At 68.2% G+C, this 15984-nt stretch carries 12 protein-coding genes and 2 pseudogenes; 4 read left to right on the top strand and 10 right to left on the bottom strand.

Annotation, left to right across the window (positions count from 1 at the left end; all coding sequences use genetic code 11):
- Nucleotides 1-130: 130 nt before the first annotated feature.
- The 6 genes from LIX60_RS18340 to LIX60_RS18365 are packed head-to-tail and all read right to left on the bottom strand — an operon-like array spanning nt 131 to nt 8726.
- Nucleotides 131-1744 carry a hypothetical protein gene (locus tag LIX60_RS18340; protein WP_227959415.1) on the bottom strand — a complete coding sequence of 538 codons (1614 nt, stop codon included), beginning with the start codon at nt 1742-1744 and terminating at the stop codon, nt 131-133.
- Nucleotides 1741-3249 (bottom strand): protein phosphatase 2C domain-containing protein, encoded by a 1509-nt coding sequence (locus tag LIX60_RS18345; RefSeq protein ID WP_227959416.1) that lies wholly within the window; start codon nt 3247-3249, stop codon nt 1741-1743. The genes LIX60_RS18340 and LIX60_RS18345 overlap by 4 nt, the downstream gene beginning before the upstream one ends.
- 2 nt (nt 3250-3251) lie before the next feature.
- Nucleotides 3252-3932 carry a hypothetical protein gene (locus tag LIX60_RS18350; protein WP_227959417.1) on the bottom strand — a complete coding sequence of 227 codons (681 nt, stop codon included), beginning with the start codon at nt 3930-3932 and terminating at the stop codon, nt 3252-3254.
- A 41-nt stretch (nt 3933-3973) separates the two neighbouring features.
- Complete coding sequence (locus tag LIX60_RS18355; RefSeq protein WP_227959418.1) at nt 3974-5695, bottom strand: hypothetical protein; 1722 nt, start codon at nt 5693-5695, stop codon at nt 3974-3976.
- A gap of 2 nt (nt 5696-5697) precedes the next feature.
- Nucleotides 5698-7959 (bottom strand): hypothetical protein, encoded by a 2262-nt coding sequence (locus tag LIX60_RS18360; protein ID WP_227959419.1) that lies wholly within the window; start codon nt 7957-7959, stop codon nt 5698-5700.
- Nucleotides 7956-8726: a hypothetical protein gene (locus LIX60_RS18365; RefSeq protein ID WP_227959420.1), complete on the bottom strand. Its 771-nt coding sequence runs from the start codon at nt 8724-8726 to the stop codon at nt 7956-7958. The genes LIX60_RS18360 and LIX60_RS18365 overlap by 4 nt, the downstream gene beginning before the upstream one ends.
- On the opposite strand from LIX60_RS18365, the gene LIX60_RS18370 reads away from it, so the two are divergent.
- A complete protein-coding gene (locus tag LIX60_RS18370) occupies nt 8725-9147 on the top strand; it encodes a type II toxin-antitoxin system RelE/ParE family toxin (RefSeq protein ID WP_227962821.1) in 423 nt (140 codons plus the stop codon). The genes LIX60_RS18365 and LIX60_RS18370 overlap by 2 nt on opposite strands.
- A 72-nt stretch (nt 9148-9219) precedes the next feature.
- A complete protein-coding gene (locus tag LIX60_RS18375; RefSeq protein WP_227959421.1) occupies nt 9220-9570 on the top strand; it encodes a helix-turn-helix domain-containing protein in 351 nt (116 codons plus the stop codon).
- A gap of 334 nt (nt 9571-9904) precedes the next feature.
- Here LIX60_RS18375 and LIX60_RS18380 read toward each other — a convergent pair whose 3' ends face one another.
- Nucleotides 9905-10201, bottom strand: a complete 297-nt coding sequence (locus LIX60_RS18380) for an HGGxSTG domain-containing protein (RefSeq protein ID WP_308101546.1) — start codon at nt 10199-10201, stop codon at nt 9905-9907.
- 237 nt (nt 10202-10438) lie between these two features.
- Here LIX60_RS18380 and LIX60_RS18385 point away from each other — a divergent pair, with 237 nt between their 5' ends.
- The gene (locus LIX60_RS18385; RefSeq protein ID WP_210986940.1) at nt 10439-11377 is read left to right on the top strand and encodes a MerR family transcriptional regulator; all 939 of its coding nucleotides are present in this window, start codon (nt 10439-10441) and stop codon (nt 11375-11377) included.
- Nucleotides 11378-11523: 146 nt separating this feature from the next.
- Nucleotides 11524-12019: pseudogene (locus LIX60_RS18390) on the top strand (GNAT family N-acetyltransferase).
- Between the two features lie 35 nt (nt 12020-12054).
- Here LIX60_RS18390 and LIX60_RS18395 read toward each other — a convergent pair.
- From LIX60_RS18395 to LIX60_RS18405, 3 genes and pseudogenes are all read right to left on the bottom strand, one after another.
- Nucleotides 12055-13310 (bottom strand): annotated as a pseudogene (locus tag LIX60_RS18395) (IS256 family transposase).
- A 529-nt stretch (nt 13311-13839) separates the two neighbouring features.
- Nucleotides 13840-14049, bottom strand: a complete 210-nt coding sequence (locus tag LIX60_RS18400) for a KTSC domain-containing protein (protein WP_227959423.1) — start codon at nt 14047-14049, stop codon at nt 13840-13842.
- Complete coding sequence (locus LIX60_RS18405; protein WP_227959424.1) at nt 14049-15950, bottom strand: ATP-dependent endonuclease; 1902 nt, start codon at nt 15948-15950, stop codon at nt 14049-14051. Before LIX60_RS18405 ends, LIX60_RS18400 begins: the two co-directional genes overlap by 1 nt.
- Nucleotides 15951-15984: the final 34 nt, after the last annotated feature.

Genomic DNA, 15984 nt, shown 5'->3' on the forward strand with positions numbered 1-15984 from the left:
CGGACGGCTCCGCCCCGGCCGCCTCGATGCAGGCGGTCGGCACGGTCCGGCCCAGGGCGCGCCAGGGAAAGGGACGGCCGGGACCCCGCGGACCGGTTCGGGGGGCTCATGCGTGGGGCCGGGCAGTGGTTCACAGATCGGACCAGGCGAACGTCTCCAGGCCGAACTCCCGCGCGACGGGGTTCCATACGGCTACGAAGTCCTTCTTCGCCGCCGTGGCGTCGGCGCTCGCCGAAACCGCGTCCTGCCAGGCGCTCGATCCGGTCACGGCGGAGGTCGAGCAGTCGCGCGACACGTCGTCGACCACCCGCACGTAGGCCCGGTCGGCCTCCTCCGAGCTCTGCCAGGCGCGGTGCAGGTCCGACGCCAGGTCGTCGGCCAGCTGGTCGAGGGAGAGCGTGTCCAGTTTCTCGACCAGGCCGGCCCGTGCGTCGGCCGCGTCCTCGAAGACCTGCCGGTTCTCCTGGAGATTGCTGCAGTTCATCATCGACTGCACGGCGTCGGAGACCCCATGGCGCCGGCCGGCGTTCTGTGCCAGGAGCGTGTGCAGCGCTGTCGCCTGCTCCTCGCGCGTGTCCGTGGTCCCGATCCCGGACTGGCCCGTGCTGCCACCGCTGCTCCCGGAGTCACTGTGCGTCGCGATCTGCCAGACGATCAGCGCGATGATCGCCAGCACGATCCCGAACACGACGGCACCCGCCCGTCCCGACGAGGGCGCGCGTTGGGGTGTGCTGCGGGGAGGGTTGTGGGGGCCGGAGGGGAACGGGCCGGAGGTCCGCGGGGGTACCCGGCCGCCGACCGTGGCCGCTCGCGGACCGGTCGTCGGCGCACCCGCTGTCGGCCGGGTCGCCCTCTGCGGCCCGGTCTGCGCGGCGGCCGGCCAGGTCACGGGGGCGCTGTCGAAGGCGTGGCGCAGGGGGTCGAGCCAGTCGCTGAGGGGAGGCCGGTCGGTGGGCGACCGGCTCAGGCCGCGCTCGGCCAGATCGGCCACGGCACCGTCCATCCGCCGCAGCGCGGTGACGTCCTTGCCGTGCTGCTCGTGCAGGAAGAGCCGCACCGCGAGCAGCGCGAACTTGTAACGGTCGCCCTCCGGTGTCTCCGGTGCCTCGCCGTCGGGCAGCTGCCAGCCGGGCGTCTGCACGGGCTTGAGCACCCAGTCGCCGCGCAGTCCCATGGCATCGCAGTCGATGAGGAAGCAGCTGGGCCGCGGCCCGGACAGCGAGAACAGCAGGTTCTTCGGGGAGAGGTCCCCGGCCACCACACCGAGGCCGTGCAGCCGTTCCAGGGTGTCGGCGAAGGCGAGCAACAGACCAAAGAACTGGCGAGGCGTCACGTCGCCCACCATCAGGTTCACGTAGGTCAGCGAGTTGAGCAGGAACTCGAAACCCGCCGCCTTCCTGTCGCCCGACGGCATGGTGATGAAGAACTCGTCCGGGATCTGCCGCATCAGAAAGCCGCGGACCTGCGATCCCTCGGTCACCAGCGCCGCGGGCCAGGCGGCGTGCTCGGCCAGCCACTGCCCGACCGCGAGCGGCTGCCCGGGCAGGAAGGCGACCATCCGTTCCAGCGCGTCGATCCGCAACTGCCCCTGGGATTCCGGCTTGTACTCCTTGTACGCCACCGGCCATTTTCTGTTGACCAGCCGCTTCTCGACCGCCCAGACCTTGCCCTGCCCGCCGCCCCCCAACGCCGTGCCCAGCACCAGATCCGAACGGGCGATCCGCGCTGCCCCGGACCCGGTCACGGTGCCCCGCTGGAGAGCCGGTGCCGGGGCCAGACGGCGAGCAGCGTGCGGTCGTCGTCGAAGGTCTCCCGGGAGAAGTCCAGCAGATGGGCCAGACCCCGCGGCTCGGGCGGGTGCACCGCCAGCTCCGCGAACAGCTCGCCCACCATGCCGGAGCCGTCGCCGAGCGGATCACCGAAACCGTCGGTGCCGACCAGCAGGACTCCGTCGGCGGGCAGGGTGTACGACAGCGGGCGGGAACGGGTCGACAGGCGCGGCAGCGCGACCACCGCGTTGCTGGTGATCTCGCCGGAGCCGCTGTTCTTGTCGCTCAGCAGCGGATTGAAGCGGCCCTGCTGCAGGCACCACGCCGAGGAGTCCCCGGCGCACGCCAGCGTGACGTGCATCCCGCCGCCCTCGGCCGGTGCGACCGTGCCCGCCACCAGGGTCGTCGCCAGAGTCCGGGCCGCCTCCGCCAGGTCGCCCTCGTCCGGTTCCCGGCCACGGGCCACCCGCATGAGCAGCTGATACCGGGCCGCCTGGAGCACCCGGGTCCAGTCGGGGCCCGGCCTGTCCTCACCCAGCTGCACCAGCAGGTCGTTGACCGCCGTACGGCAGACCAGCGCGGCGCCCACGTGCGACTGCGCGGCCGCCGAGACACCGTCGGCCACGGCGAAGACGACCGTGGCCGACGGTTCGTGCCAGGCGACGACCACGTCGTCCTGCCGCGGCCGCCCGTCGAAACGGTGCTGGTCCCCTCGTACGGAGGCCAGCCGCACGGTCAGCTCCGGGGCCGACCACCCGTCGAAGAGGGTGTCCGGCCGATAGGGATCGCCGGGCGGCGGCTTGGGCTCCACGTGGGCAGAGGGCTTCCCCAGCACGACCCGCTGGTACCGGTTCGTGCCGCGCCGGGAGTCCGGTGCGGCACGGTCGGCCCCGGGCTCCGGCGCCCCCGGCGCCGCGTGCCGTGGTGCCGAGCCGTGCTGCGGCGGAGCTCCGGCCTGCCCGTCGGGAGACGCGTGCCGCGGTGCCGGAGCCTGCTGCGGTGGTGCCAAAGCCTGCTGCGGTGGTGCCGGGGCGTACTGCGGGGGTGCCGGAGCCTGCTGCGGTGGCGCCGGGGCGTACGGGGGCGGTGCCGGGGTGTGCTGCGGTGGAGCGACGGGCGGATCCCGTATGCCCTGCGGTTCCATGCCGTGTACCTGGCCGGAGCCTTGCTGCCGGGGCGGGGCCGACCGCTGTCCGGTGCCGGGGCCGGGAGAAGACGGGGACTCCAGCGCCGGGCCGTCGTATTCGGGTACGACGTATGGCTCGACCCGGTACTCGGGCACCATGTAATCGGAGAAGTGCCCGGAGGGCGGTGCCGTACCGCCCCCACGCGGCGCGGGCGTGTGCCCGGCCTCGGCCTGGCGCGGGCCGGGGGGCTGCCGGTCGGCGGCCCCGGCCGGGTCGATGTCCGGCGATTCGGGCGTGTCCCGTTGCTCGTCTTCCCGGCTCTTGTCCCGCCGGAAGCGCAACCACTTGTCCACCGTCAGACCTCGTCGATCGCGAGGCGGAAGCCCTCCGGCTTCTCCACCGCCAGCTCGGCCTGCTGGCCGGCGGCCAGGGCGTTGGCCGACTCGACCACGCTCTTGGTGAGCGCGGTGAAGAACGTGGCGATCGCGTCGCCGAGCTGGGCACCGGGGATCGATATGAACGCGAACTTCTGCTCGGTCGCCACGGCCAGGATCGTCTCGGCCCGCGCCCCACCGATCCCGAAGGCGATGACGTTGGGTGCCGCGCCGGTCACCTTGCGGTCGGTCAGCCGGCTGTGCGTCTGGCGCCACTCCTCGCCGCAGGTCGGCTGGCCGTCGCTGAGAAAGAAGACCGCGGGGCGCAGCACCTTGTACCCCTGGGACTTCAGCGTCTGCACGTCCTGCGGGATGCGCTCCAGCAGCGCGGCGAACGCCGCGTCGTAGTTCGTGCCGCCGCCGGCCGACAGCCGTGGCAGTTCGTTCTCGCTTCTCAGATCGGCCATCACCAGGTGTTCCACGACGCTGTTGGAGAAGCCCAACACGGAGAAACGCACCTTGGCGGCGGCCATCGGCTCCCCCAGGAGCGCGACGTGCAACGACTTCATTCCTTCGTTGAGGTCGCCGACGTAGCCCGACATGGAGCCCGATTCGTCGGCGAGGACATACACCGGCAGCAACTGCCCAAGCGTCTCGGCCATCCCAGTTCTCCCCCTTTGCTGTTTGCTGTTCAGCCGCTCTATTACTCGTGCGTGACGGGCCGAAGGCCCTGCGGGCAGTCGAGTTTCAACTCCATACCGCCCGCGATCGCGCTCCGGCCCAGATGCAGCAGTGTCTGCTGCAGCAGGACGGAGAACTGCACCGCCGACTGCGCGAGATCCGCGCCCTCGACGGCGACGACGCCCAGTTCCGGCCGGGAGGCGAGGCGCTGCACGACCCGGACCCGGTCCGCTCCGATGCCGCACGCCACGACGTGCGGAAAGTACTTGTGCGCCATGAGATCGGCGTGCGCCGCCGGCCATTCGCTGTCGTCCTCGGCCTGGCCGACGGCCAGGAAGAACACGACGGGCCGCAGTACCCGGGGCACTTGCTCCTTCAGCCGCTCCGTCTCCAGCGGCACCAGGTCCAGCAGCCGCCGCAGCACCGGCCGGTAACGGCAGCCCGGCGATGTGTTCAGCCCCGGGACGCCGGTGCGCCAGGAGACCTCGGTGAGCGGCAGCACCACGTCGGCGCCGTCGGCGTAGGTGATCACCGAGAGCCGGATGGCGGCGGCCACGTCGGGGCTGTTGGCCAGCAGCGTCTGCACCGAGCGCAGCGCGTTGCCGAGGTCGGTGACGCAGCCGGCCGCGGCCTGCGAGGTGTCCAGGACGACGTACACCGGTATCAGTCCGCTCGGCGGCGCCACGGCGGGCGCCGGAGTGCTGCCGCCCCACTGCACGGGTCCGCCCTGCGCCGCCGCGGGCGCGGACCCCGAGTAGTCGGGGCCGCCGGGTGTCGCACCGGAAGTGAAGGAGGCCGGCTGTCCGGCGTCGGGACGCTCCAGTACCCCCGCGACTCCGTTGCCGGGCGCGCTCGGACCGAGCACACCCTGGCGCAGGCCGGGCAGGTCGACCTCGCGTACGACGCCCCGCTCGATGAGGTACTTGACCATCTCGGCGTGCCGCTGGTCCCGGACCTCGTGCTGGGTGGCCTCGGTCTCGCGGACCCGCGCCAGCAGTTCGAGGGCGTGCGTGGTCTCCTCGGGATGGCGGACCAAGTGCTCGCGGATCAGATGGTCGAAGTCGAGCCGTGTGTCCCCCAGCGCGGCCCTCTCCTCTGACTCCCGGCGCCTGCGGCCGGCCGCCCTGATGTCCTCGATGTCCTCGTCGGAGTAGGTCTCCGAGCGTCTGGCCTCGTGAACATGCACACCGAGCCTGGCCCGGCGCCGCGCCTCCTCCAGCTCCTGGATGTAGCGGGCCGCGGCCTGGTCGGGCTCCATCTGGACCTTGCAGTAGTAGATGGTGATGCCCTCGGGGAGCCGGATCTCCCGGTCCAGCTCCTGGTTGACGGCCAGTTGCGCCGCCATGGCCTCGGTGATCGTGAACCGCGCGGCCTGCAGTCGGATGCGGTCGGTGAGGTATCCGTAGACGACCGTCAACGCGTCCCGCACGTTCCTGGACACCACCATCACCGGGTCGTGCACCCGGAAGCCGATGTCGATCGTGGCCTGGAACCGGTGTCCGCCGTCCTTGCAGGTCAGCGGGGTCTTGCTGACGGACGCCTGGCGCCTGTGGTCGCTGAGGTCGACGACGTAGCAGGCCCGGTTCTTGCCGAACCAGCGCTGCCCGAAGGTGCGGACGGTCTCGACCTCGAAGGGTCCGCCCTCCACCGGGTAGACGATCGCCACCGAGGGCGGCAGGTTGGGCAGCTCGCCCACCCGGCTGCGGGAGATCACCCGCTCGTTGAGAATCAGGGAGACGCCCATCCTCACACCCCTTCCGTGTCGAGCTGCGCGTGCACCATGGCCGCCGTGAGGGGCAGTCCGACGATCCGGTCCGGATGCACCCAGTCGTCGGCGCAGGAGCGCAGGATCCGGCCCGAACGCTGATCGCCGTGGGCGACGGCGCCGACCAGCAGTCGTAACATCTCGCGGAGTTCGGAGTCCCGTTCGGCCAGCTTCGCCCAGTCCCCGACGACCTGTTCCGCCTCGTCGTGGAAGAAGGACTCGTTCAGCGCCGCACGCCACAACCACACGAAGGAGTCCCGCAGTTCGGGCCGCCGGTGTGCCAGGTACAGCAGCGTCGGCCACTCGGGCACCGCGGCTCCCGGTTCGACGTCCTTCGTCTCCACGACCACCTGTGCGGCGACGATCAGGAAGGCGAGCACCGCCGCCCGGCCGGAGCGGTGGTCGCCGGTCCTGTCCCGCAGCATGGGCAGCACCGAGCCGGCCGCGTCGGGATCGTCGGCGACCAGATCGGCCAGCGCGCAGCCGACGGCCACCGCCACCGTCACGCTGTCCACCGCGAACAGCCGGGCGAGTTCCTCCACCGGACGTCCCGACACCGCGCCCAGCCCGTGCACCCGGGCCGCGGCCGCCCGCACCTGGGGTCGCTCGTCGGCGTACCAGCCGCCCACCAGTGCGGTCGCCTGCTCCCGCACCCAGGGGCTCTGGCAGGCCACGGAGAGCGCGTAGGCGACGGCGGTGCGGCGCAGCGCGCTGTCGCTGCGCGCCCAGGGCCCCAGGACTCGGCGCTCGATGTACCGGTAGGCCTCGGCGGCCAGCACCCCGAGCCCGGAGGCCGCCGCGTAGACGCGCACCTGCTCCGCCGGGTGCACCACCAACTCGTCAAGCCAGGCAAGGAGTTCGTGCTGAATCTCGTACTGGGTCCAGGCGTGCAGGATCACCCGGCGCGCGTACCCGGGGTCCTTGTACTCGATGATCGTCCCGGGCTCGCCGCCCGGCTTGTCCCGCTCCTGGGCGCGCAGGTGCTGCAGCCGCCGTCGCCGGGGCGTCTCGAACAGGTCCTTGGACCTGACCGGGTGTCCGTTGGGCCCGGGCGCCCGGAGGTAGGGTCCGTCGTCCTCCAGTCGCTCGCGCAGCGAACGGGCCGCCTGGGCGACGTCCTCCTGCGGCAGCCCGTTGAGCACTGCAAGAGCGAGCGCGAAGCTGCGCGTGCCGGCGTCCGGCAGACTCTCGGCCCAGATCTCGAAGTCCTCCGCCTCCAGCCGGGCCCGGTGTTCACGCAGCCGGTCCAGGTCGACGACGCCGTGCAGGTCGTACTGCTCGATCATCGCGGCTGCGAGGTCCCCGGCCTGCCGACAGGCAGGGAGGCCGCCCACCAGCTCGGCGATCAGGTCCCGTACGTCCTCCCGCGCCAGCAGCCGGTCGGCGTCGCGTTCCCCCAGCCGCCAGCGCAGGTGCGCGCGCACGACCTCCAGGGGCTGTGGGGCGTCCGTCAGATCCCGTACACCGACGAGCAGCTCACCGTCGGCGAGCTCACCGTCCGTCACCGTGACGACCATCCACGAGTCCGCCTGGGACAGCGCGCCCTGAACCTTCTCGTACGTCTCCCGGCCGAGGTTTCCGATGTCCTCGGGCCGCTCCAGCAGGAAGCCGACACCGCGCTCGATGACCCCGCCGTCGTTCTCCAACTGCTCGGCCAGCGAGGCGAAGTCGACCCCGCTGTCCAGGTGGTAGACCGCACCCCGGCACGCGCCGAGCAGCAGCCGTACGGCCATCGCGGACTTGCCGTAACCGGCCGCCGAACGCAGGATCAGCAGCCGCTGTCTGGCGAGCGCCTCGCGGGCGTCGGGCAGGTCGGCGGGGGCGCTGTAGGCGAACCGGACCCGTTCCGCGATGAGCGGGGACAGCACCCGCAGCCGGCGTTTGTGCCCGCCCAGCACCACCACGTACTTGTCGCCGCCGACCATGTCACCCTCGACGTTGGCGACGGCGTTCTGCAGCAGCCCGCGGCGCTGCGAACCCTGCCCCAGCTGACCGGTCGCCTCGTACGACTCCGCGCCCGGCCCGGACTGCGGGGGCGGCGGAGTCTCCGCCCCGCCGTCGCCTCCCGTGGCCGGCTGGGCCTGGGGCGGGTCGTCCTGTCTGTCCTTCGCCGGCTCCTGGCCGGCACCCGGGGCGGACGGTTTGGGTGCACCGCCCCCCGCGGGTCCCCCCGGTCCGGCCGCCTGCTGGCTCCTCCCGGGATCACCGGCGGCCGGGGGTCCTCCTGCCGCTGCCGCCGTCACAACCGCACATTCCCCGTGTTGTGGACGGTCACGTGCTTGGACCCGGCGACCTGGTCGCCCTGCACTGTCTGCGCGTGCTGCACGACGGAGGGCTGCCCGGCGCCGGTGCTCTGCCGTCCGTCCGGGGCGGGCAGCGGCTCCTGGTCACAGGGCGGCTCGGCGGCCGACTCGGGCAGCCCCGGAGGGGCCGGGTAGCCAGGGACGGTGATCCAGGTACTGATCGTCTCACCGTGCTTGGTGGTGAGGTCGAACGGCAGATAGGCCGCGGGGTCGATGCCCCGGTGACCGTGCCTGATCACCGCGCGATGGACCTCGTCCGACACGGCGAACGCCATTCGGGCCGACGGAGTGGAGGCGAGGACGTCGCGCAGCGGCTGGGCGTCGACGATCCGGCAGGCGGTGTTGACCGCGTCACCCGACCAGCCGTGCTCGTCCTTTGCCGCCAGACCCTGGTGCAGTGCCATCCGCAGCCGGACCGCATGATCCTCGTTGGCCTCCTGCGCGTATTCGCCGAGCCCCTCGTCAAGCTCGCGGACGAACGGCCCGGCGATCACCACGGGTGCCACGGACGATCGGATGAGCATGAGTACGCCATCGCCGCGATCCTCGGACACGGTGTCCGCCGCCGCGAGCCCGGCACGCTCCATCGCGCCGTCGAGAACGCGGTACATCGCGGCCCGAACTCGTCGCTGCACAGGGTCTCGGCGCGGACTGAAGTTCTCGATGTCCAGCGAGATGATCCAGTGATGCTTGGCTTCCTCTGACATGTGCGGAACTCCCCCGTGCTCCCTGCAAAGACGCTGCCGAACGATCGGCTCCACCAGTAGACGGCATCCGCAGAAAGCGGGTCCACGCCATTTGGCGCACGCACGAGATTGGCCGGAAACGATCTGCGACAAGAGTTCGAGCAAGCTCCGCGCTGCTTTGCTGCAACCACGAAGTGCCGACCAACGAAGATCTGAGTTCGGCCTCCCAGGTCGCGCAGGCTGTAGCTGCCTTGCGCGAGGCGGGGCCGACCTTGGGACGCCCCTTGTGGACCGGTTGAAGGACTCAGGGCCGCATCATCCGAAGAAGCTGAGGACGGGGTCGGGCGGGCGCTCTGAAATCCGGATCATCTTCGCCTTCGATCCGACGCGCTCGGCCCTGCTGCTCCTGGGCGGTGACAAGGCCGGAAACTGGAATCGCTGATACCGCGACAACATTCCGCTGGCGAGCAGCTCTACCACGACTACGTCGGCGACGAAGACTGAAGGAGCGGCCATGCCCAAGAAGGCTGCGCAGGACTGGGAAGCCCTGGAGCAGGAGCTGTACGAGGCCGGTGTGGAGCCCGCCGAGGTGAAGGCAGGGTCCCGCCGGCTTCTCGCCGAGGCACGTGGCCACCAGCTCGCCGAGGCACGCAAGCAGTCGGGGTTGACCCAGCGGGATGTGGCGACCCGAATGGGAGTCAGCGTCGCGCGGATTTCCCAGATCGAACACGGTGAGGGCGCCACCCTGGACGTCATCACCCGCTACGTGGAGGCGCTCGGTGGGAGGCTGTGTGTGGTCGCGGACTTCGGCGACCACACCCTTCGCATCCCGGCCAGCGGCAACCAGGGCAGTGCGGCGGCGTAGTCGTCTCCAGGCGGTGGCTCTGGTGAGGCCATGAGCGCCCGTAGCCGGGACGGCCGACGTTTTCCCTGGCTGTCCCCGGCTCTGACCCGTACCGGGCTGGGCGAGGAGCCCGGTGCCTGGACACGGCGAAGGGCCGGCCTGGGAGGAAACCTCTCCTGGGCTGGCCCATTTCGCTGTGCCCCCGGCAGGATTCGAACCTGCGACACCCGCTTTAGGAGTTCGGCTCGGAAGCGTGCTGACACCTGTCGCCTGCTCCTGGGGCGGCCGGACACGAGTGCTCGTGTACGCCTCTGTCCGGCGTCGTTGATGTCAACTGCAGATGTCAGCTTTGGAGTCACTTCCTCCTGCGCTTGCGGGCGGCCTTGGCCTTGCGCTCACCCTGCTTACGCTTCTCGATCGTGTACGGAGACCATTCCCCACGGTGCAGGTCGCAGCGCGATGCGCCCACCATGGCCAACCGCTGACAGCTGCGACCGCTCTTCGTTCGAGCCCCACACTTCGACTGGGTACGAGCCACGACCCACCACCCCTGACTCTCACACAGACTGACCGGGACAACTACCTGAGGGTCATCGGTTCTGAGTCCTTGCGGAAGGCGCACAGGGGCGCACGGCGGTGGTGCTTGGAGCACGAGCGACCCAGCCCGTGCACCGGTCTCGCCGGGGATTTGCGAGGGCTGGGCCCACAGGCCAGGGGCCGCGGTGCCACACCGGAACGAGTGTCATTGGTCGTCGTCGGTCACCGCCGAGCAGCGCCGGCCGGGGTCCGGGACGGGAGGAATTGTCAAGACTTGTGGATGAGGAGTGGTTGGCTGCTGGCAGGCATAGGGGCTTGAGTCTCCAGTAGGGGGAGACGCAAAGGTGGGGGCATGGACGGCGACACGCTCTACTCGATCGGCGAGCTCGCTCGGCGGACCGGTCTCACGGTCAAGACCATTCGGTTCTACTCCGATCGCGGAATCGTGGCGCCGACGGACCGCAGCCCGGCCGGCTACCGCCTCTACAACATCGACGCCGTCGCACGCCTGGACCTCGTGCGGACCCTGCGCGAGCTGGGACTGGACCTTCCCACGATCCGCAAGGTCGTGGACCGCGAGCTCTCGCTTCCCGAGGTCGCCGCGGCGCACGCCGAAGCACTGGCAGTGCAGATCCGCGTCCTGCGTTTGCGGCGCGCGGTGCTGACGGCGGTGGCCGAGCGCGGGTCCACACCTGAGGAGACGGAACTCATGCACCGGTTGGCCCAGCTCTCCGAGGACGAACGCCGACGTCTGATCGGCGATTTCCTCGACATCGTTTTCGGTGGTCTTGACGCCGCCCCCGCATTCGCGGGGGTCATGCGCTCGATGACCCCCGAGTTGCCCGACAACCCGGAAGCGGAGCAGGTCCAGGCATGGGTAGAGTTGGCCGAAATGTCCCTGGACCCGGATTTCCGCGCCGCCGTGCGGCGGATGGCCGAGGACCAGGCAGCCGAGCAGGCCCGAAGCGACACGATGGGCCCGCGCCGCGACATCGCCGCAGTCGTCCGTGACCAGGCCGGCCCGGCCCTGACCGCCGGCATCGACCCGGCCTCGCCCCAGGCCGATCCGATCGTCGCGGCGTTCACGGCGCACTACGCGCACCTCCTCGGCCGCCCCGACGACGTCGAGCTTCGCCGCCGGCTGGCGACTCGGCTGGAGAGCGTGAACGACCCCCGCAGGGAGCGATACCTCCAGCTGCTCGCAGTGGTCAACGGCTGGCCGGCCCCGGAGAGTCTGGCGCCGGTGTTCGACTGGTCCGTCCAGGCTCTGCACGTCCGGACACAGCAATGACGGGGTGGTCGCAAGGCGGCATAGGCCGGACGCGGCTGGCGTCGGGTGAAAAGGCCGCCGCATATGATCGGTTGGTGAATGCCCCCGTCGTACTTCAGGTGGCCGCGACGCCGGCCTCTCCCACTCTCGTTCTTCGCCCCTGGCGCATGGAGGACGTTCCCGCATTGGTCGAGGTGAGCCGGGATCCCGCATTGCGCCAGTGGGCGAGCTCTGTCGTGGACAACGATGCTGACGGGGCACGGTGGGTGCAGGCCCAGCAGCGGGGCTGGGCAGCGGGGGGTCGGTTCGGCTTCGCCGTCCTTGAGGCACAACCTGGTTCAGTTCGCGAACAGTTGGTGGGCAACGTGGTCCTCAAGGAAGTCATCTCCGGCAAACCGGCGGCCGAGGTGGGCTACTGGACCGCGGCGCACGCTCGCGGGCGGGGAGTGGCCCCCCGGCGCTCTGGAAGCACTCACCAGCTGGGCCTTCGACACCTTCGAGGGCGACGGGCTGGAGCGTCTCGAACTCCTGCACCAGGTGGACAACCTGGCATCGTGCCGGGTTGCGCAGAAGAGCCGGTACGACTTTGACAGCGTCCTGCCCGCGGCGCCGCCCTCCTTCCCTCGCGATGGCCACCTGCACGTACGGCGCACGAGTGCCTGAGATCCTCCCGGCTTCTGCGGATCGGCTGAGGCTGCTCACGCCGCGAGGGTCTCGGGGCGTTCGACGAGTTGGCCGCGTTCGAAGCGGGCCCCGGCACGGACCAGAGCGACGAGGTGGGGTGCGTTCACGGCCCGCCAACGGGCCTGGGCGGACTCGACCAGCTTGAAGACCATGGCCAGCCCGGCGGCCCGGCTGCCGGCGCCCTTGGTCACCTTGGTCCGCAGCCGCACGGTCGCGAAGGTCGACTCGATGGGATTCGTGGTCCGCAGATGGACCCAGTGCTCGGCGGGGAAGTCGAAGAACGCCAGCAGCTCGTCCTCGTCGTCCGTGATCTTCTTGACCGCCTTGGGGTATTTCGCGTTGTACTGCCGGGTGAACGCGGCGACGGCTTTGCGGGCCTGGTCCTTGGCCTCGGCGTTGTAGATGTCCTGGATCGCGCGCTTGGCCGCGGGCTGGGCCGACTTCGGCAGGGAATCGAGAACATTTGCGGTTTGTGAGCCCAGCATCTTTGTTCGCGGGTGTCGGGGAACACCTCGGCCAGGGCCTTCCAGAAGCCGAGCGCGCCGTCCCCGACGGCCAGCACCGGGGCGCGCATGCCCCGGCGGGCACAGTCGCGTAGCAGGCCCGCCCACGCCTCCGTCGACTCGCGATATCCGTCGGCCAACGCGATCAGCTCCTTGGTGCCATGCGCCCGCACGCCCATCACCACCAGCACGGCGGCCTTGGCCTCCTCCAGGCGTATGCGCAGGTGAATGCCGTCGGCCCACACGTACACGTAGTCCATGGCCGACAGATCGCGGTCCATGAAGGCTGCGTGGTCGGCCTGCCACTGGGCCGTCAGCCGCGTGACCGTGGCCGGCGAAAGCCCGGCCGAACTACCGAGGAACTGCTCCAGCGCAGGCACGAAGTCCCCAGACGACAATCCGTGCAGGTAGAGCAGCGGCAGTACCTCGCTGATCTTCGGGGACTTCCGGGTCCAAGGCGGCAGGATCGCCGAGGAGAACCGCCTGCGTTCGCCCGTGTCGAGGTCGGTGCGCTTGTCGTTCACCCGCGGGGCCTTCACCTCCACGGTCCCGGCCGCGGTGGTGACCTTCCTCGGCTGGTGATAGCCGTTGCGCACTACCAACCGCCGCCCGTTCTCGTCCCGCTGGTCGGCCAACTCGGCGATGTATGCGTTGACCTCGGCTTCCAGTGCGGCGGCCAGCATCCTGCGGGCGCCCTCCCGGACGATGTCGTCCAGCAGCGACGACCCGTCTCGCGTGGCGCCGTCTTCGTTGACTACGGTGAGCACGAACGTGCCTTCCCGACCGACGCCGCGAACGTCAGTCTTGCTCGGTGACCTATCGATCAATCACCCGGGAAGGTACGTCCTCCCGGGCCCGATCCACAGGATCTGAGCATTGCTCCCGGGACGCCCAGCCAACACCGTCATGAGCGCCGGGTTATGGCGCTGCGCAGCACTTCGAACCAACTGACGAAGAGCCATCGCAGCCGCCACAACCAACCTCGCCATCCTCTCTGCCCCTGTGGCCGTGATCCCGCTGGCATGCGTGATGGCACACCAGGAAGGTGGGCACTGCGCAGTCCCACGCTTCGCCGGCCTCCCCCTCCGTGCAAATGGCAGAAGCCATTCCACCCGGCTCGGTTCCCGCATGCCCGCCCTTGCCGTGTCACACCAGCGCAATGCCCCATGTGCGGAGTCTGGCAGAGCCGGTGCTAGGAAGATGCCAAATGTGGTGACACAACACGACGGTTGGCCGGTTCCAGGGCCGAGCCATCAACTCTGGAGGCACAGGTGATCTGGCCTGCGATCAGGAACCTCAGGTAATCCTGACAAAGACGTAGCGGTCTTTGATAGACCGCGCGAAGTACCGCCCATGGCTTGCGGCTGCCATAAATTCTTCGTGGACGTTTTCCGGTACTGAATGATACCGGTAAATACCCGACGCGAACTCCACCTCCAACAACTCCTCTGCCGCACTGTAGCCAATTGATCTAATATTTGAAGAAACAACCGAGACTCTCTCCATCACTGCCCCTGCCGTGCGATAGACTTCGCGTTTTCGATGATCTGTTTAATCACAATCGGCGGCTCACCCTCTGCCTCAAAGGCGGCCCTTTCGTAAGTGTAGGAATTTTTTTCACTGTATCCGAGCCCGGATTCGATCAGCTCGTCTACCTTTTGTCCCCATTCCGGCCAGTACTCATTCAGCGATTCTTCGAGGCGATCCGCAAAGACGGCAAACTCGCTTTCTGCGTGTGTTTGGGGCCACTCCGACTTACTGGGGTGACCGAGGTACAGGAAGAGGCGACGATTCTCGGTACGCTCTTTGCACTCGGCGTCGTGGATATCACTCTCCTTCCTCCCTTTTCGCTCCATCCTGATGCCGACACCGGAATCGGCATCGAATACCACAAAGCATGGGATGCCGAGGAGGCTCAAGATAGCGCGACTCAGATAAATGGCGGTCTTGCTTCCCGCCTCTGCGACATGAATTCCCTCTACAGCTAGAGGGGCGCCATCTCGCGCGGCGCAGCCCTCTAGGACGGCCTTATCGGTATCACCCTCAACCAAAATAACGGCGGAGGCGAAAAGAGCCTCGGCCAATCTGTGAAGGATTGATGCACCGATCTGCTTCTTCACCCGTTCTTCGGGAACGAATCCCGATAGAGACTCAACGACGTCCTCTACTCGTACATGCGCAATTGAAAGGGCGCGTTCACTGGTTCCGCCCCGGACTCTACTGATGCGGCGAACTTCGTGGAAGTGGTGAGGGTCCACGAAGATTGGGTTGTGCGTTGCGTAAGCGACCTGCGCCATCTGATTTGGGTCTTCGGCGATTTTCCGCAGGACCTGAGAAAATGCGCGCGCCTGCACAGGGTGCTGGTAAAGCTCAGGCTCTTCGATGGCCAGACACACAGCCCTAGACCGCGGCCCGTCGCTACCCCGGTCTGATAGAAGCTTCAAAGCGGCAATGATCATAGCGCGCTGAAATCCGTGCCCCTGGCGTTCCACGCCGGTCTCTACTGGTCCATCAAGGATGCTGACCTTGAAAGACGCCTTAACCGGTTTGTATGGATTCTCCACAGGCGATACCAGAACATTCCTACCTGCCGAAAAGACTTCTACGGCCTTGGTAAGCTCCTTCGAAATTAGGTCAAGCTGGGGCCCAAAATTCTTAGTGGCAATTCGAGCCCGCTCAACATTTAGACGATTGTCAAGCTCAGCCAACTCGGCGTCCGCAATCTTCCTATCGACCGCACGCTCGATAATTCGACCAAAGATCGTCGAGCGCATATCAGTTGACTCTTCAAGCGCGCGCAGATCGGCACTTACCAAAATGAACTCAAAGAGATTCGCCAGTTTGCCCTTTCCAGCAAAACCGAAAAAATTAGTAGCCTGGATGTCAGACTCCATGAGCTCTTCAGGGTGGTTTCTCTCCCACACGATCATTGCTTCTTCTACCAGCGCTTCGCTTCCAGCCGCCGGCAAACCCAGCCCGGGACGTTCTTCGCGCAGCGAATTGTACGCACGGCGCTTCGCCGTAGCGTTTTGCTGACTACGCACCACTTCGAACGGTGGAAAGGTGAGCCCTTTACCTGTGATCCTGTCTTCGCCGTTATCCCAGGTTCGCCAGATCACGATGCTTTCTACGCCCTCGGGTGCGTAGTGTCCCAACTCCTCGCGATCGCGTATCGTGAGCGAGTCAAATTCGACTTCTACGCGAATCCTGCTGCTTTGCGTATCAACGCATAGGTCATCAGTGCTTAGAGATGTTCCTTTTTCTCCATTGAAGAACCAATCAAGGGCGCGCAGAATGGTCGACTTCCCCACCCCGTTAGGGCCGATGATGGAAGTAACGCCATCGAATCGCACTTCAGCTTCTTGGAGGCAGCGGAAATTCTCAATCCGCGCGCGGATCATCCTCATGCTTCATGATGACGGCGGAGAACAGTCACAGACA

The organism is Streptomyces sp. S07_1.15 (assembly GCF_020739505.1).
Taxonomy (GTDB): Bacteria; Actinomycetota; Actinomycetes; order Streptomycetales; family Streptomycetaceae; genus Streptomyces; species Streptomyces xinghaiensis.